This is a genomic window from Amycolatopsis rhizosphaerae (assembly GCF_007713715.1).
Lineage (GTDB): Bacteria > Actinomycetota > Actinomycetes > Mycobacteriales > Pseudonocardiaceae > Amycolatopsis_E > Amycolatopsis_E rhizosphaerae.
On record NZ_VJWX01000111.1, the window covers coordinates 1 to 16,214 of the forward strand.

Below are 16,214 nucleotides of genomic sequence, written 5' to 3' on the forward strand. Positions count from 1 at the left end.
CGACCACCACGACCACCACGCCGCCCTCGCCGACTTCGCCGGTCACGGGCCCCACTACCACCACCTCGCCGAGCCAGGACCCGTGCGCGCCGCCGACGAGCACCACCGGGTCCAGCACCACCGGGTCCAGCACCGCGTCGGTCACGGCCACCTCGTAGGGTGGTCCCATGCCTCGTGTTGCCGCGATCGACTGTGGAACGAACTCCATCCGCCTGCTCGTCGCCGAGCTGACCCACCGGCACGACGGCACCGTCGACCTGCGCGACCTGCATCGGGAGATGCGGGTGGTGCGGCTCGGCCAGGGGGTGGACGCCACCGGGCGCCTGGCGCCGGAGGCGCTGGAGCGCACCCGCAAGGCGCTCGCCGACTACACGATCGCCGCGCGCCGCAAGGGAGTCGAGCGGGTGCGCATGGTGGCGACTTCGGCGACCCGGGACGCGAGCAACCGCGACGAGTTCTTCGCGATGACGCGCGAGGTCCTCGGCGTGGAGGCGGAGGTGATCAGCGGGGACGAGGAGGCCCGGCTGTCCTTCACCGGCGCCGTCGGCGAACAGGATCCCGACGACGGGCCGTTCCTCGTGGTGGACGTGGGCGGCGGCTCGACCGAACTGGTGCTCGGGGACTGGGACGGGCAACGGGCCTCGGTGACCTCCGCGAAGTCGGTGGACATCGGCTGCGTGCGGATCACCGAGCGGGCGCTGAAGTCCGACCCGCCGACCGGTGAGGAGATCGCCGCGGCCCGCGCGTTCGCCACCGAGGTGCTCGAAGATGCTTTCGAGGTGGTGGACGTGGCGAAGGCGAAGACGTGGATCGGGGTGGCGGGCACTGTCACCACGCTGTCCGCGGTGGCCCAGGAACTGCCCGCCTACGATTCGGAGCGCACGCACCTGTCCCGACTGTCCTTTTCGGACATCGCGAGGATGTCGGACGAGCTGCTGGCGGCCGATCACGCCACCCGCGCGGCCAATCCGGTGATCCACCCCGGCAGGGTGGACGTCATCGGCGGGGGCGCGCTGATCGTGCGGGTGCTCGCGGAGCAGCTGGCCGAGCGCGGCGGCCCGGCCGATCTGGTGGTCAGCGAGCACGACATCCTGGACGGGATCGCGCTGTCCCTGGCCACCCCGTCGGCCTGATCGCTCGTCAACGCGACCGTGAGGGGTCCCCTCACGTCGTATTGGCCAGGGCCCCGGCAAAGTCGGTCCTTGCATGGGCGAGTCCCACCTTCCGGCGCTTGTGTCCCACCTTCCGGCAGCCCGAGTCCCACGTTCGGCCCGTGGGAGGGCGCCTTTCTCCGCGGTGACCCGCCTGCAAGCAGGGCTGCGCGGTGCTGTGAGGGGACCCCTCACGGTCAAGCAGTGGGACACGCGCGGCAGTACCGCCGCGTCCGGAATGTGACCACTGACTTTAGTAGGGTTTTTGTTCCGATTCGCCGGAAGCTTGGATAGGTTCTGCTCACCCTTTGGTGAGGAGGATTTTCCTTGAGACGTACGAGGTTGCTCATCGCCGCGCTCGCCGTGCCGCTGATCGGCGGCATCGCGGGCGTCGCCGCGCCCACCGCCGCGGCGCAACCGCAGCTTTCCGGTGCCGCCACGGAATTCACCGTGCTGACGGCGGGCGGGCAGAGCGTCGCCGCCGCCGAACAGGCGATCCGGGACGCGGGCGGCACCGTCCTGCACAGCAACACCGCGGTCGGCCTGATCACCGCCAGTGCCCCCGCTTCCGGTTTCGTGGAGCGGATTTCGGCCAGCCGCGCGGTTTACGGCGCGGCCAGGGCGACGTCGATCGGCCGTGCCCCGCAGGACAGGGCAGCGGCCAAGCCGGACGCGGTGGAAAAGGAACAGCGGTTTTCGGGCGGCCGGGAGGGCGCCGTCAGGAAACCGGTCCAGACCGGCATGGATCCGCTCGACAGCGAACTGTGGGGACTGAAGTCGGTCCGTTCCGACCTCGCGCGGACGGTGCAGCCCGGCGACAAGCGGGTCAAGGTCGGCATCATCGACACCGGCGTCGACGGTTCGCACCCCGACATCGCGCCGAACTTCGACGCGGCCGACTCGCGCAACTTCACCAGGGACATCCCCACCGACGAGACCGGCGCCGTGGTCGACGGCCCCTGCGAATACCGGGGTTGCGTCGACCCCGCCGACCACGACGACAACGGGCACGGCACGCACGTCGCGGGCACCATCGCCGCCGCCGCCAACGGTTTCGGCATCTCCGGCGTCGCGCCGAACGTGACACTGGTCAACGTCCGTGCCGGGCAGGACTCCGGTTTCTTCTTCCTCCAGCCCGTCGTCGACGCCATCACCTACGCCGGCGACGCGGGCCTCGACGTCGTCAACATGTCGTTCTACGTCGATCCCTGGCTGTACAACTGCGCGAACAACGCGGCCGACACGGCCGAGCAGAAGATCGAGCAGCGCACCATCATCGAGGCGATCGACCGGGCGCTGAACTACGCCCACCGCAAGGGCGTGACCTCGGTGGTGGCGCTGGGCAACCAGCACACCGATCTCGGCGCGCCGCAGCCCGACACCAGCAGCCCCGACTACCCGGCGGGCTCCACCCACAACCGGACGATCGACAACGCGAGCTGTCTGTCGCTGCCCGTCGAAGGCCCGCACACCATCGGTGTTTCCTCGTTCGGCCCCTCCGGCGCCAAGGCCGACTACTCGAACTACGGCACCGAGCAGATCTCGGTATCCGCGCCCGGCGGTTTCTTCCGTGACGGTTTCGGCACCGACTGGTACCGCACCAACCAGAACATGATCCTCTCCGCTTACCCCCGCAATGTCGGGGTGGCCGAAGGAACCATCGACCAGGACGGGAACCTCACGGCCGACGGGATCGCGCTCGGCGTGCAGAAGGCGGTGGCCCCGGACGGGCGCGTCGGGTACTACCAGTACCTGCAGGGCACCTCGATGGCCACGCCGCACGCCACCGGGGTCGCCGCGCTGATCGTTTCCCAGTACGGCAGGCCGTCGCGGGGCGGATTCGGTATGAGCCCTGACGCCGTGCAGCGTGTGCTCGAAGGGACCGCGGCGCACATCGCGTGCCCGGTGCCGAACACCGTCGACTACCTCGACGAGGGCCGGGACGCCTCGTTCACCGCGACCTGTGTGGGCACGCCGGAGTTCAACGGCTTCTACGGCCACGGCGCCGTCGATGCCTACGCCGCGGTCACCCGCGGCGCCGGCTACCTCCGCGGCTGACCCTCCGCCCTCGCGGCGCTGCCGTGAGGGGTCCCCTCACAGTCATATCGGCCGTGAGGGGATCCCTCACGGCTCGGTTTTTCGGCCATGCAACCGGATCCCGCCCGCCTTCCGTCCTTACGGCATGCGCTTTCTGGCCCTGCTCGCCCTGGCGACGGCGACCGCGTGTGGAACTCAGGCGGGTTCCGGTGAATCCCACGCCTGCACCGCGATCGCGACCCGGGTGGGCGTCGGAGTCGAGGTGGCTCCGGCCGTCGCGACGGTAACCACCTCGCTGACCCTCACCGCCTGCTGGAACGGGACGTGCCACGACTATCCCGTCCCGCTCGAACCGGGGACCACGGCGGCGGGCGCGACCTGCATCGGACCGAAGCCGTCCGACGCCTGCCTGGCCCAGCCTCGGGAAACCGGGGGGAAGCACGGCTTCGCCGAGATCCCGGACCTGCCCGCCGCGCCGGTCGAGGTGACCCTGGCCGGGACCCGGCTCACGGTGACCCCCGTGCTGTCCTACCCGAACGGCCCCGGTTGCGGCCCCGGCGGTCCCCAGACGAGCGTCATGGTCGACTCCGCCGGCGTGCACGAACTTCGTTGACCCACCGGCAGGAGTGCCGTGAAGGGTCCCTTCACAGTCGATACGACTGTGAAGGGACCCTTCACGGCCAATGATCGCGGGCGACTACCGGTTGCTGCTGGCGGTGACGAAGGCGGCGAGGTCCTTCGACTGCTGGATCCGCGACGGCTCGTGCACGTACATCATGTGCCCGCCCGGGTAGTACGCGGATTCGATGTTCTCCCGCAGTTCCTCCGGGATCACCAGGTGCGCCAGCACGTGCTCGGCCGCGTAGTACGGGGTCGCGCCGTCGTAGTAGCCCATCGCGACGTGCAGCTTCAGGTGCGGGTTCGCCCGCATCGCCGAGCTGAGCGATTCCACCGCCGACACCGACCGGCCTTCGAAGTCGGAGTACGACCATGCCTGGTTGACGTCCACCGACAGGATCTCGTAGGGCAGGTCGCTTTCGTAGCCCAGATCCGCCCGCACGTAGTGGTTGAACCCGGCCGAGTACGCGCCCATCAGCCGCGAGATCGACGCGTCGTCACTCATGTGCTCGCGTCCGCCGTCCGGCTCCCACGTGGTGAACCGCCCGTCCATGCGGCCGGTGGTGAGCCCCCGGTCGCGCAGCAGTTCGGTGAAGAACCGGACGTGTTCGATCCGCAGGTTCACCTTGTCCACATAGGACTCTTCAAGTCCGGTGAGTGAGGCCAGCGTCCGTACCGCGGCGGTACGCTCCTCTGTGGACAGCCGGGCGCCCCGTTCCAGCGCGAACGGCAGCTCCCGCGCGGCGAATTCCTCCGCGTCGGCGAGCACGTCGTCGAGCGGGCGATCACCGTGAAGCCCGTGGTAGTGCGCGATCGCCGCGTACGTCGGCACGAACAGCGGGTACGGCCTGTCGTTGCCCTCCGTGAAACGGATCGCCCCCATGTCCAGCACGGAGGAGATCAGCATCAGGCCGTTGAGGTACATGCCGTGCCGCTCCTGCAGATGCGCGGCCAGCCCGGCGGCCCGCAGCGTGCCGTACGACTCGCCCGCGAGGTACTTGGGGGACATCCAGCGGCCGTTGCGCGAGGTCCACAGGCGGATGACCTCGCCGACGGATTCGATGTCGGCGGTGAAGCCGTGGTGGTCCTTGGGCTGTTCGCCGGTCACGGCGCGGGAGTAGCCGGTGGCCACCGGGTCGATGAACACCAGGTCGCTGTGCGTCAGCAGGGTTTCGGGGTTGTCCACCAGCCGGTACGGCGGCGGTTCGGGCGAGTCGACGTCCCCGGTCACCACGCGCCGCGGCCCCAGCAGGCCCATGTGCAGCCAGACGCTGGCCGCACCCGGGCCGCCGTTGAAGGCGAAGGTCACCGGGCGGCTGCCGGGTTCGGCGCCGTCGAGGGTGTAGGCGGTGAGGAACACCTCGGCCTTGGCGACGTGCCCGTCGAACTTGCCTTCGGTGAGCACTTCCTTGCGCAGCACGATCCGCCCCGTCTGCGCCGTGTAGGCGAGCTTGCGCCGTTTGACGGTGAGCGTGTGCCGGGTGGTGACCAGATCGTCGGTCGGCGCCGCGGGCTTGGTTTCGCCCTGCGGCTCACTGGTCTCGTCAGTTGTGGTGTCGGCCATGCCGGAAACCTATCCAGGCCGCGCGGCGGGCCTAGCCTGGGCTGGTGACAACGAACACGCTCGCGGAACTGGACGCCGACGTCGCCCGCTGCCGTCGCTGTCCCCGGCTCGTCCAGTGGCGCGAACAGGTGGCCGCCACCAAGCGGGCCGCCTTCGCGGACGAAACCTACTGGGGACGCCCGGTACCGGGTTTCGGCCCGCCGGGGGCCTCGCTGGCGATCGTGGGACTGGCCCCGGCCGCGCACGGCGGGAACCGGACCGGCCGCATGTTCACCGGCGACCGCTCCGGTGACGTGCTTTTTCAAGCGCTGTACGACGTCGGGCTGGCATCGCAGCCCCGATCCACGCGCCCGGGCGACGGACTCGAACTCCGCGGGACCCGGATCACCGCGCCCGTGCACTGCGCGCCACCCGCGAACAAGCCGACACCGGCCGAACGTGACGAATGTCGCCCCTGGCTGGTGCGTGAGTTCGAACTCCTCCGGCCCACTCTGAGGGCCGTCGTGGTGCTCGGTGCCTTCGGCTGGCAGGCGTTGCTTCCCGTGATCGCACGAGTACGCCCGCTGCCGAAACCGCTGCCCAGGTTCGGTCACGGCACCCGGGTGCCCTTGCCGGGGGAGCCTCCGCTGACCTTGTTCGGGTGCTACCACGTGTCGCAGCAGAACACCTTCACCGGCCGGTTGACCCCCGCGATGCTGAGGGATGTACTGGCATTGGCGGCCCGGGAAGCCGGGTTGATCTGAATCGTTTTGCCCTGCTACGGCGACCCCCGTCACAGCTGGTCGGGGTGCGCGAGCGATGGGCCGGGGAGAGTGGGAAGATACAGCCATGGCCGCAACGAAGTCGGAACCGACCCGGATCTTGATTCTGGGCGGTGGTTACGTCGGGCTCTACACCGCGTTGGGACTCCAGAAGAAGCTCCGCGCCAACGAGGCGTCCGTCACCATCGTGGACCCCCAGCCCCACATGACGTACCAGCCGTTCCTCCCGGAGGCGGCGGCCGGCGCCATCGAACCGCGGCACGTGGTCGTGCCGCTGCGGCGGGTCCTCAAGCGGTGCCATGTGCTCACCGCGCGCGTCAACAAGATCGAGCACGAGCGCAAGTCCGTCACGGTCGAGGCCGCCGACGGGCACATCGAGCAGCTGAACTACGACGTGCTCGTGGTCGCGCTGGGTGCGGTCCCGCGGCTGCTGCCGATCCCCGGCCTGGCCGAGCAGGGCATCGGCATCAAGACCATCGGTGAGGCGATCTACCTCCGCAACCACGTGCTGACCAAGCTCGACGAGGCGGCCAGCACCCTGGACCCGGAGCTGCGCAAGCGGCTGCTCACCTTCACGGTCGTCGGCGGCGGTTTCGCCGGTATCGAGGCGCTCGCCGAACTCGAGGACATGACCCGCTTCGCCACGCGGTACTACGAGAACATCGAGCCCTCGGACATCCGCTGGGTGCTCGTGGAGGCCGCGGGCCGGATCCTGCCCGAGGTGCGCGAGACCCTCGGTGTGTGGACCGTCGAGCAGCTCGAAAAGCGTGGCATCGAGGTGTTCCTGTCCACCGCGGCGAAGTCGTTCGAGAACGGGCACGTGGTGCTCTCCGACGGCACCGAGTTCGACAGCGACACCATCATCTGGACCGCCGGGGTGAAGGCCAACCCGGTGCTGGCCAACTCGGACCTGCCGATCGACAAGCGCGGCCGCGTCGAGGCGACCGCCGCCCTGCAGGTCGTCGGGCACCCCGACGTGTGGACCGCGGGGGACAACGCCGCCGTCCCGGACCTGTCGCGCACCGAGCAGGACCCGACCGCCACCTGCCCGCCGAACGCCCAGCACGCCGTGCGCCAGGCGACGCACCTCGCGAGCAACATCATCCACGTGCTGCGCGGCGGCCAGCCGAAGGACTACTACCACAAGAACCTGGGTGCGGTGGCCGGGCTCGGCCTGCACAAGGGTGTCGCGGACGCGCTGAACCTGAAGATCAAGGGCTTCCCCGCGTGGCTGTTCCACCGCGGCTACCACCTCAAGGCGATGCCGACCTTCAACCGCAAGGTGCACATCCTGCTCGACTGGATGCTCGGCGGCCTGTTCCGCCGCGAGGTCGTGTCCCTCGGGCAGATCAACAACCCGAAGGAAGAGTTCGCCCGGGCCTCCAGGTCCTGAGCCCAGGGGCACCGCAGTACTCTTGCGGTGCCCCCGTAGCCCAACCGGCAGAGGCAGTCGACTTAAAATCGATTCAGTGCGGGTTCGAATCCCGTCGGGGGCACTGAACCGAAGGCGCGCCTGGTCGCTGACCAGGCGTTTCCTGCCTATCTCCCGCCGCGGCTCATCGTGTGTTCCGGGGACGACACCCACTTGGCGGGGTCGTTGACCTTGCGGTTCGCGCCGGTTGGCACCTGGTAGCCGGTGTACCGGTCACAACGCCAGGGAAACCGGGGGTTCGAGCCCGAGCAGGACTCGGTCGTAGTCTTCCTCCGTGACATAGGAGTTGAGGCCGTGATACCGGGTGCCGACCGCCAGGTCCCGCCAGAAGCGCTGCAGTGGGTTGTCGGCGGCAAAACCGCTCGCGCCGTGCGCGTCGAGCAGGTATTCGCTCGCCTGGCGGCATTCCCGGGCGGCGGATACCAGGTGCATACGCAGCCGTGAACGTTCGCGTACGGGCACGGAATCGGTGGGGTCCATGGCGTCGAGTTCTCCGGCGACATCCAGTATCCGGCCGACGGCGGTGTCGACAAGGTGGGTGGCCTGCCCATAGAGGTGCCGGGCCAGAGGCGAATCCGTGAGCCGCCGGTGGGTGGTCTGAGAAGGCACATAGCTGCCGGCGAACAGGTCACCGGCGGCGGCCAGCGCACCCCTTGCCGCGCCGATCATCGGGGCGAGGTGTGCCACCACCGCGCCGATGACGACCGCCGGCGGCGGTGTGATTCGTCCGTTGGCCGGTGGCCGGACGAAGCCGGAGGAGACCACAAGCCCGTCGGCGACGAGCGTGTGGCTTCCCGTGCCCGCGAGTCCCGCGCCTCGCCAGGAGTGTTCGATGGCGAGTTCGGAGATCCGCACGAGCGCCGACCCCACCCCGGCCGGTGCGCCGTCTCGAAGGACCGGCACAAGCAGGAAGGCCCACTCCGCGTCCTCACACCCGGAAGCCATGTGCCAGCGCCCCGACAGCCGGAGGCCGCCCGCGACCTCTTCCCCGTGTCCCGCGGCGACCGAACTGGCACACACGAGGGCGTGAGGATCGGAAAAATAGGCTGCCCGGGCGTCATCCCGCACCAACGCGCCGACCGACCTCTTGGAGAAGGCCGACAACGACGTCACCCAGGCCGTCGACGGACATCCGCTCCCCAAGGCGATGCCCACCCGCGCCAGCGTGCGCAGGTCGGCCTCGAACCCACCGGCATCGCGAGGAACGGTGAGCGCGAACAGGCCGGCTTCGCGAACCGCAGCGACGGAAGCGGGCGCCAGCCGGTACGTGCTCTCCGCCTCCATCGCGTGAGCCGACAGCGTCGGCACGATTGCCTCGGCCCGCTCAACCAGTTCGGCTTCCGCGGGATGCCGCGCGTGACGTCCCTGGGTGATGGTCGACATGAATGATCATTGCTCCTTGGTTATGCGAAAAACGGTGTGACAGATCGCCCGAGGATCGGGATTTCCGGTACGGGCCAGGCGCCGTTCAGACCGGCGGTCGCTGCCCACCTGCCGCGGCGAGGCGAATCGCGTCAGCCGTGCCAGGGGCCGCGGTGAAGAAGATGAACCGCAGGTCACCGTCGTCGAAAGCCATCGTGTCGAGGTCGACGCCGATTTCTCCCACATCGCGATGCCGCAAGACCACCTGTTCCGCGCGGATACTCGTGGTGTCGCCATTCAGCCACAGGGAACGGAAACGTCGGCTGCATGCGGTCAGATCGGCCACGAGGCTGCTCAGACCGACGTCCGCCGGATACTTCGCGACCGCCGTCCGCAGGTCGGCGACGACCGTGGCCTCGAATCGGGCCGTTTGCCCTGAGGAACGGAAGAATGCGCCAGGCACTCCGGCGAAGAGGCGCCAGGCCACATTGCGGTCTCGTCCCGGACCGGGTGCCGGGCCACAGCCCATCACCGACGCCCAGGCTCCGTTCCACAGAATGACCGTCCACGCGGCGTCGCAGACGCATATCGGTATGTCGGTCAGGCGACCGAGCAGGCGCTGTGCGCCGGGACCGACGTGCTGCGGTACGGAACCGTCGCCCACCGGTGAATACCCTGCGAGCACACAGAAATACTCATAGTCCTCGCGGCTCAACCGCAGCGCTCGGGCAAGCGCTTCCAGCACCTCCCGCGACGGGCGCCCATGCCCCTGCTCAAGACGTCTGATGTAGTCCGCCGACACCCCCGCCAACAGTCCCAGTTCCTCGCGTCTCAATCCCGGAACTCGCCGTTGGCCCCCTCGGCTGATCCCGGCAGCCTCCGGGGTGGTGTTATCCCGCCAGAAACGGAGCACCGAGCCCAGCCCTTTGGTTTCCGCCACACCCCGAGCCTAACCGGGCAGGTCCGTCCCAACCTGGCCCAAATACTCCCAGGCAAGGCAACGGCGCATGCTGGACGGATGGGTGCCGCCGAGCTGGAAGTACACGTTGCGACGGAGCTGAGGCCGTTCCTCGCGGCGCGGCGGCGGCGCGAGCGGGTGCGGGTCTCCTTCGACGGCACGTCCTCACTGGGACAGGTGATCGAATCGCTAGGCATCCCGCTGCCCGAGGTGGGGCCCATCCTGGTCGGCGGCCGGGCCAGGACCCCGTCGAACCGCCCCTCGGCCGGCGACGTGATCACCGTGGCGGCCGTGTCCCGCCCCGAGCCGGTACCCGCGCCGCGCTTCGTCCTCGACGTGCATCTCGGTGCGCTGGCCCGGAAACTGCGTCTCGTTGGCATTAACACCGCCTACGCCAACGATCTCGACGACGACACGTTGATCGAGCAGGCCAACGACGAGCGGCGGGTATTGCTCACTCAGGACCGGGGGCTGCTGCGGCGACACGTGCTGTGGCGAGGCGCCTACGTGCGGGGCGCCCACTCGGACGACCAGTTGCGCGACGTGCTGGACCGGTTCGCGCCGCCGCTGGCCCCCTGGACCCGGTGCACCGCGTGCAACGGAGAGCTGTCGCCGGTGCCGAAGGCGGAGGTGGCGCACCGGCTGCTGCCCGGAACCCGCCGCATGTACTGGGAATTCGCCCGCTGCCGGGCCTGCGGCCGGGTGTACTGGCGGGGCGCACACAGCCGACGGCTCGAAGCGGTCGTGGAGGCGGCCCGGCTCACCGTCGCCCAGCGCAGATGACACGCATCCTGAGCTCGGACGGACAGTTCGGTCGCAATATGTAACGACGGCCCCTGGGAAACAGACGTTCCGACCGTGGCACGATCCTGGCTCGTCGTCCTGGTCGCGGTTCTTCTTGCGGCCTGCACCTCCACTGGCACCACTGGTACCCCGACGCCGCAACGTGATGTTCCTTCATCACCCCCGGCCACTCCGCCGTCGGTCGCCCCGGAGCCACTGCACCCGGAGCAGGCGCTGGGCGACTTCGGCTCGCTTGACTTCTGCAGTCTGCTGGACCAGGACAAGGCCGCCGGTGCCGGAGTAAAAATTCGTAGTCACGTCATCTCCGACCCCAATGTGTGTTATGAGTTCGGCACCGTCGGCGGTCGCGACATCCTGGTTCAGGTGGGCGAACTCGCGGCCGCCAAGGAAGATCCGGAGCGAGGTCCCGATGTCAGCGCGACCCCGCTGGATCAGGGCCTGCAGGTCCAGCGCGGAACGTTCTTCGTCCACCCGACATCGTGCTTGCGGTACTTGACTTTCGCCGACGGTACTCATCTGTCGGTCACTGTCGGTTTCACCGACAACAACATCGGTACCGTGGACCAGCGTGCCGCGCTGTGCACCGTGGAAGAGGCTGTCTTCGCCGGACTTGTCGAACATGTCACCACGAGGAAGGCCGGCCATTATGACCGGGGGGCCTATCTCGGCAAGTTCGATATGTGCACTCTGATGCCCGATCCTCTCGAGGTGTTGGGCCCGGCAAGCGGACTCGAAGTGATCCCGGCACCAAACCGGCACCGCTGCATCTGGCTCAATCCCGTCGACACCACCGAGGTTCAGCTCATCGACGAGTACAGCGCCCAGCCAACCGGGGGAACGAAGATCACGATCGACGATCAGATAACGATCGTCAGTCAATCTGCCGGGTACTGCAGCCTCCGAACCATAGTCGGCGCCACGTCATGGCCCGGCGTCTACGAATACGCGAAGCTCCGGGTCCGCGTCCCCGAGTCCATCAAAGACCCCTGCGCCTTCGCCAAAACCGTCGCAGCCGCGACCTGGCCCAAACTTCCCTGACCTCGGAATCTTGTCGCGCTTGTCAGGATGACCGGCTCCTGATCAGCGGTGCTCGGCGAGCGAGGGCCAGCTGCCATCGGTGAACTGGGTGGCCCAGTAGACGGGGTTGAGCTCACCGAGGGTGCGGACACCCCAGCCACGCTCCTCGCCCGGCTTGGGGACGGCAGCCTCGACGCCGGGCCCCCAGAGCGCGAGCCGCTCCTGGCAGATGCCGCACGGAGCAAGGAAATTGATCGGGCCGTCGCCTTCCCTGCCAACGCACACCGAGGCCGTGAGGGTCCTGTTCAGGGTGTACGCCCGGCAGATGTTGCCGGTCTCCGCGCACAGCCCCGCAGCGGCGTTGATGTTGTCCAGACCGACACTGGTCAGGATCTCGCCGTCGTCGAGATACGCGGCGGCCGCCACCGCATAGTCGGCCCCGGGCCATCGGTGGTCGAGCAGTTCGATGGCGGCGTCGATCAGCCGCTGGTCCAGGCGCACGCCGTCCAGTCTGGCAGGCGCCGGTTTCCGCCGTCCAGTGAGGTGATCCAGGCCAGGATGAAAGCGTGGACGACATCACTGTTCGACCTGCCAAGGAAGACGAATTGAGTGCGGTCGCCGAGCTTCGGTGGCGGTGGGTGCTGGAAAATGGGAGCTCACCCGGCACCGGCCAGGAGGAGTTCGTGCGCCGGTTCGTGAGCTGGGTACAGGTGCACAAGTCCTCGCACCATTGCCTGGTCATGGTCCGCGGCGAGGCGGTCATCGGCATGGCCTGGCTGGCGATCATCCAGCGCGTGCCGACCCCGCACGCCCTTGACCGTGCGTCAGGCGACGTGCAGTGCGTTTACGTGTTGCCGGAGCACAGGGACGCCGGCCTTGGAAGTCGGCTGATCGAGGCGGTCGTGAATCTCGCGCGTGAATTAAGGCTGGAGCGGCTGACGGTTCACTCCAGCACGCGAGCGATTTCGGCCTATTCCCGTGGCGGTTTTGTGATATCCCCCCGGCTCCTACAGGTCGAACTCGGCAAGACAAAAGGCATGAGCAGTGAACGGTAATCCACTGGAGTAAGGCGCCTTGACCCGCGAAGATGGTTGCCGTGTCGATGCGCCGAGTGGTGGACCCTGCGAGTGCGTTGCGTTGGCTGGCCGACCGCGACGGCATCGGGGCTGTGACCGGCTATGACCAGCAGGGGTGGCACGCGTCGACGTGGGTCCTGCACGCGATGTACCACAACAGCGGCCTGGACGGTCTCGGCAGTCACGACGATCATTACCGGAGAAGGCTCGCCTCCGGTGAGGCTTCTCCGGCGATCATCGGGCAGCTCAACCTTGACGAGGTATCCACGGTCACGGGCATGCCGCTCGGGTTTACCGTGCGCCCCGGCGCGCCGTGGAGGCGACTGCTGTGGCGAGACCACCTCGGTTGGGGCGATGGACCGTGTCTGCCGGACCAGGCATTTCCGCCGTCGTACCGCTGGTTCCCCCACCGCAGTTGGCCGTTGAGTTTCGAGCCCCCTGCGGAGGGTTCGCTCGACGAAGCCAGTCTCGAGGCACTGGTCTCGGTGTTGGCCGAGCACTCGTCGGACGGTCGCGACACGACGTGCGTCGTCTTCTACTGCTCGCTGGCCGCAGCCGACTTCGACACACCGCACGTCTGGCAAGGCCCCCTCGCGGCCATCGGTGACCTGATCGAGAACCGGGGGGTGCCTACCCGTCCTCGCCGACCAACTTCTGGCCCCGTGACCGTTCCTGGTTCGTGTGGACCGACTGGGACCTGTCCGGCACGAAAGTCAGTGGCACCGGCGTTCTCATCGAGGCCGTCAAGTCGTCCAACCGGCTTGAGACCGTCGACTGGCCCTCGGTGGCGGACTCGCGGCCACCGTGACCATCACTCCGGCATGAGGCGGATCCGGATCATCGCGCTCGTGCGGGCGGCACGGTCGAGGTCCCCGGCGTCGGGATCGCCGTTCGGCGCCAACGTCACGCCGTGGTATTTCGCGTCGCGGGGTGATTTGACCAGGAAGGTGCGCAGGCTTTCCACCGCGGCCTGATGCGCCTGTGTCACGACCTCACCGACCCCTCGTAACCGCCGCCCGGCGACGCTCACGGACACGGGCGCGCCCCCGCGAAGGTTCTTCCACCAACCGCTGTCGGTGTAACAGGTGATGACCTCTCCCTCGCGAAGGTAGCTCACCGGAATGGTGTAGACCCTCCCTGTCTTCCGCCCGGCGAACGACAGCAGCATCGTGTTCCTGCTGAGAAGGCGGTGCGCCGGCGTGCGCAGCAGAGTCCGCACGACGACGTTGACAAACCTTGGCACAGTGGGATTCCCCGTGGTCATGGCAGCCACGCTAGAGCCAGGGGTCTGAGGGGGTTCTCAGCCCGGAATGATCTCCGCGCCTGGTCATCCCCCGTGCGGGGCGCCGAACTCCCTGATGATCGCGCGGAGACCGAGCAGGAGTCCGTTCCGTTCCTCCGCGCTCATGGCGGCGAGCATGCGCTCGTGGCGATCCCGCCAGGTCCGGCGCAGCCGGGTCGCCGCCTGTTCTCCGAGTTCGGTGATCCTGACGACGAGGTTGCGCCGGTTGTGTTCGTCCCGCTCGCGCGTGATGAGCTTTTTGCGCTCCAGCGCCAGGCACAACCGGCTGACCCGGCTCTTGTCGAGGCTCAGCCGGTCAGCCAGTTGCTGTTGCGTCGCCCCGCCGATCGCCAGGAGCTCGACGAGCAGCACGCCCTCAGCCGTGGTCAGCGCAACCCCGGGGGTGACCTCGGCAGACGCGTCGCCGTGCATCGCGGCCAGCCGCATCACCTTCGTGAGCACAGGCTCCAGCAACTCGGGATCGGGACTCGACACCGCACCTCCATGGTTGATAATGGCAACTGTTGACGTTAGCATCGATGACAGTTGCTACTGTCAACGATTATAGGAGTGCTCATGTTGAAGGCACTGAACGAGCTGGTCCAACGCCACCGCCTCGCGAACGGGGAGTCCTACGACCGGCACGAGGGCAGGGTGTTCGAGCCGGTGTACTGGCGGGTCGCCGACGACGTAGCCGCAGCCGCGCCCGAAGGTGCCGTGGTGCTGGACGCGGGATGCGGAAGTGGAAAACTGGCCGTGGAGATCGCCACCCGTCGCTCCGATCTCCGGGTGCACGGCATCGATCTGGAACCCGGCATGATCGAGGTCGCGAGGCGGCGCGCCGTGCGGGAAGGGCTCTCCGAACGCGTCGAGTTCAGCGTGGCCGATCTCGCCGACCTCCCGCTCCCGGACGGCTCCGCCGACATCGTGGTGTCCACCGCGAGCCTGCACCACTGGACCGATGTCGACGGAGCCATCGCCTCCCTGACCCGCGTCGCCCGTGCCGAGGCGCGGCTGTGGATCTACGACATCCGCTGGGTTCCCGGTGGGCGCGTCCGGTCCTCGGCCGCACGGCAGCACCGGCGGGTGACGCGGACGCTCGTGCCCGTCGGCCGGTTCCCGCTGGCCTTGTTCCAGCGTTTCGAACTCGCCGCGGCGTAGGAACGGCGGGCGGGCCGCGGGGAGACCGGTTCCTTCACAGCGTGGCACCCTTGGCGCGGTTGCAGTCGCCGCACAGGAGCTGCAGGTTCTCGGGGGACGTCGCGCCGCCGCGGGCCACCGGGAGGATGTGGTCGTACTGCAGGTCGAAGTTCGTGCCGCATTCGACGCAGCGGCCGCCGTCCCGTTCGAAAACCAGGCGGCGCACCTCCTTGGGGATGTGCTGTCGTCGATTCCGGGGCTGCTGCTCGATTTTGAGCGCGGTGTGTGCGCGCTCCAGCCTGTTGCGCCGGCGCCGCTCCCGGTCCCGGACGAGGGCCAGCACGTCCGGGGCGGTGTACCCGGCGGCCTCCCAGTAGAAGTTGTCCTCGAACATCCACCACGTGCGCGGCCGGAACGTCGTGACCTGCACGGGTTCCCGCCACTGCAACGCCTGGATGCGGCCCACCTCTTCACGGCGCAGCCGGACGGGCGGGCATCCGGTGGCGGTGAAGAACCACCGCGTGCGGAACAGGAAACCGCGATCGGTGAGGAAGACGGCGTTGTTGTCCCCACGGAGCCCGCTGTCGGAACTGGTGGACCGGGGGCGGGCGAACGGCGGTGTCTTCGGCGGGGCGGTGTTGCGCAGCGAAAACGCCGCCACGCCGAGGAAACCGAGCCCGCCGAACACGAGTATGTCGACGAAGGTGTTCACGACGCCTGACAACGCGACCTCCCTGCCGGGGAAATCGATCATGTCGCGTTCATGCGTGCGATACCAGCCGCTACTGGGGTGAACGCCGCCAAGGGCGATAACCGCTCGTCGGTGAGCACGGTCGGCGTTACGGTCGCTCCATGAGCGAAGCGATCACCGAGACGGGCCAGGCGTGGGAAGACCACGCGGAACAGTGGATCGCCTGGGCGCGGGAACCCGGCCTGGATTCGTACTGGCGCTACCGCACCGAGTTCTTCGACCTGGTCCCGGCGCCGGGGCGGGTCACGCTGGACCTCGGCT

The 16,214-nt window shown here is 68.4% G+C and carries 16 protein-coding genes and 1 tRNA gene; 10 read left to right on the plus strand and 7 right to left on the minus strand.

All coding sequences use genetic code 11. From position 1 onward, the window contains the following. Positions 1–167 precede the first annotated feature (167 nt). The 3 genes from FNH05_RS13740 (at position 168) to FNH05_RS13750 (ending at position 3,801) form a co-directional block, all read left to right on the plus strand. The gene (locus FNH05_RS13740; protein ID WP_144588109.1) at positions 168–1,133 is read left to right on the plus strand and encodes a Ppx/GppA phosphatase family protein; all 966 of its coding nucleotides are present in this window, start codon (positions 168–170) and stop codon (positions 1,131–1,133) included. 345 nt (positions 1,134–1,478) lie between these two features. After that, the gene (locus FNH05_RS13745) at positions 1,479–3,209 is read left to right on the plus strand and encodes a S8 family serine peptidase (RefSeq protein WP_144588111.1); all 1,731 of its coding nucleotides are present in this window, start codon (positions 1,479–1,481) and stop codon (positions 3,207–3,209) included. 124 nt (positions 3,210–3,333) lie between these two features. After that, positions 3,334–3,801, plus strand: a complete 468-nt coding sequence (locus tag FNH05_RS13750; protein ID WP_144588113.1) for a hypothetical protein — start codon at positions 3,334–3,336, stop codon at positions 3,799–3,801. Positions 3,802–3,885: 84 nt separating this feature from the next. Here the strand turns inward: FNH05_RS13750 and FNH05_RS13755 are convergent, their stop codons facing one another. Beyond that, the gene (locus FNH05_RS13755; RefSeq protein ID WP_144588115.1) at positions 3,886–5,370 is read right to left on the minus strand and encodes a S10 family peptidase; all 1,485 of its coding nucleotides are present in this window, start codon (positions 5,368–5,370) and stop codon (positions 3,886–3,888) included. Between the two features lie 44 nt (positions 5,371–5,414). Between FNH05_RS13755 and FNH05_RS13760 the strand changes: the two genes are divergently transcribed. The 3 genes from FNH05_RS13760 to FNH05_RS13770 all read left to right on the plus strand — a co-directional run bounded on the left by FNH05_RS13760 (position 5,415) and on the right by FNH05_RS13770 (position 7,627). Continuing rightward, the gene (locus FNH05_RS13760) at positions 5,415–6,113 is read left to right on the plus strand and encodes a uracil-DNA glycosylase (protein ID WP_222426609.1); all 699 of its coding nucleotides are present in this window, start codon (positions 5,415–5,417) and stop codon (positions 6,111–6,113) included. 85 nt (positions 6,114–6,198) lie between these two features. After that, the gene (locus FNH05_RS13765) at positions 6,199–7,524 is read left to right on the plus strand and encodes an NAD(P)/FAD-dependent oxidoreductase (RefSeq protein WP_144588119.1); all 1,326 of its coding nucleotides are present in this window, start codon (positions 6,199–6,201) and stop codon (positions 7,522–7,524) included. Positions 7,525–7,553: 29 nt separating this feature from the next. Further along, positions 7,554–7,627: transfer RNA gene (locus tag FNH05_RS13770), tRNA-Leu, on the plus strand. A gap of 149 nt (positions 7,628–7,776) precedes the next feature. Here the strand turns inward: FNH05_RS13770 and FNH05_RS13775 are convergent. Next, positions 7,777–8,946, minus strand: coding sequence for an acyl-CoA dehydrogenase family protein (locus FNH05_RS13775; RefSeq protein ID WP_144588121.1), 1,170 nt, complete (start codon positions 8,944–8,946; stop codon positions 7,777–7,779). Positions 8,947–9,031: 85 nt separating this feature from the next. After that, the gene (locus FNH05_RS13780; RefSeq protein WP_222426610.1) at positions 9,032–9,865 is read right to left on the minus strand and encodes a helix-turn-helix domain-containing protein; all 834 of its coding nucleotides are present in this window, start codon (positions 9,863–9,865) and stop codon (positions 9,032–9,034) included. A gap of 78 nt (positions 9,866–9,943) precedes the next feature. Between FNH05_RS13780 and FNH05_RS13785 the strand changes: the two genes are divergently transcribed. Next, complete coding sequence (locus tag FNH05_RS13785) at positions 9,944–10,666, plus strand: Mut7-C RNAse domain-containing protein (protein WP_144588123.1); 723 nt, start codon at positions 9,944–9,946, stop codon at positions 10,664–10,666. A 75-nt stretch (positions 10,667–10,741) separates the two neighbouring features. After that, complete coding sequence (locus tag FNH05_RS13790) at positions 10,742–11,725, plus strand: hypothetical protein (RefSeq protein WP_144588125.1); 984 nt, start codon at positions 10,742–10,744, stop codon at positions 11,723–11,725. 42 nt (positions 11,726–11,767) lie between these two features. On the opposite strand, the gene FNH05_RS13795 is transcribed toward FNH05_RS13790, so the two are convergent. Beyond that, positions 11,768–12,205: a cytidine deaminase gene (locus FNH05_RS13795; RefSeq protein ID WP_144588127.1), complete on the minus strand. Its 438-nt coding sequence runs from the start codon at positions 12,203–12,205 to the stop codon at positions 11,768–11,770. 65 nt (positions 12,206–12,270) lie between these two features. Between FNH05_RS13795 and FNH05_RS13800 the strand changes: the two genes are divergently transcribed. Beyond that, the gene (locus tag FNH05_RS13800) at positions 12,271–12,759 is read left to right on the plus strand and encodes a GNAT family N-acetyltransferase (RefSeq protein WP_144588129.1); all 489 of its coding nucleotides are present in this window, start codon (positions 12,271–12,273) and stop codon (positions 12,757–12,759) included. Between the two features lie 832 nt (positions 12,760–13,591). On the opposite strand, the gene FNH05_RS13805 is transcribed toward FNH05_RS13800, so the two are convergent. Together FNH05_RS13805 and FNH05_RS13810 are read right to left on the minus strand one after the other, a co-directional pair. Beyond that, positions 13,592–14,044 (minus strand): nitroreductase/quinone reductase family protein, encoded by a 453-nt coding sequence (locus FNH05_RS13805; protein WP_144588132.1) that lies wholly within the window; start codon positions 14,042–14,044, stop codon positions 13,592–13,594. Between the two features lie 63 nt (positions 14,045–14,107). Then, on the minus strand, positions 14,108–14,557 hold the full coding sequence (locus FNH05_RS13810) for a MarR family winged helix-turn-helix transcriptional regulator (protein WP_186382529.1): 450 nt from the start codon (positions 14,555–14,557) through the stop codon (positions 14,108–14,110). An 81-nt stretch (positions 14,558–14,638) separates the two neighbouring features. Between FNH05_RS13810 and FNH05_RS13815 the strand changes: the two genes are divergently transcribed. Beyond that, positions 14,639–15,223, plus strand: coding sequence for a class I SAM-dependent methyltransferase (locus FNH05_RS13815; RefSeq protein ID WP_144588135.1), 585 nt, complete (start codon positions 14,639–14,641; stop codon positions 15,221–15,223). 34 nt (positions 15,224–15,257) lie between these two features. Here FNH05_RS13815 and FNH05_RS13820 read toward each other — a convergent pair whose 3' ends face one another. Continuing rightward, positions 15,258–15,926 (minus strand): HNH endonuclease, encoded by a 669-nt coding sequence (locus FNH05_RS13820; protein ID WP_222426611.1) that lies wholly within the window; start codon positions 15,924–15,926, stop codon positions 15,258–15,260. Positions 15,927–16,214: the final 288 nt, after the last annotated feature.

Bases quoted from the DNA above. Each gene is read 5' to 3' on its own strand.
- FNH05_RS13775 (WP_144588121.1), bottom strand. From the start codon at position 8,946: ATGTCGACCATCACCCAGGGACGTCACGCGCGGCATCCCGCGGAAGCC.
- FNH05_RS13765 (WP_144588119.1), top strand. From the start codon at position 6,199: ATGGCCGCAACGAAGTCGGAACCGACCCGGATCTTGATTCTGGGCGGT.
- FNH05_RS13815 (WP_144588135.1), top strand. From the start codon at position 14,639: ATGTTGAAGGCACTGAACGAGCTGGTCCAACGCCACCGCCTCGCGAAC.
- FNH05_RS13740 (WP_144588109.1), top strand. From the start codon at position 168: ATGCCTCGTGTTGCCGCGATCGACTGTGGAACGAACTCCATCCGCCTG.
- FNH05_RS13805 (WP_144588132.1), bottom strand. From the start codon at position 14,044: ATGACCACGGGGAATCCCACTGTGCCAAGGTTTGTCAACGTCGTCGTG.
- FNH05_RS13785 (WP_144588123.1), top strand. From the start codon at position 9,944: ATGGGTGCCGCCGAGCTGGAAGTACACGTTGCGACGGAGCTGAGGCCG.
- FNH05_RS13755 (WP_144588115.1), bottom strand. From the start codon at position 5,370: ATGGCCGACACCACAACTGACGAGACCAGTGAGCCGCAGGGCGAAACC.
- FNH05_RS13750 (WP_144588113.1), top strand. From the start codon at position 3,334: ATGCGCTTTCTGGCCCTGCTCGCCCTGGCGACGGCGACCGCGTGTGGA.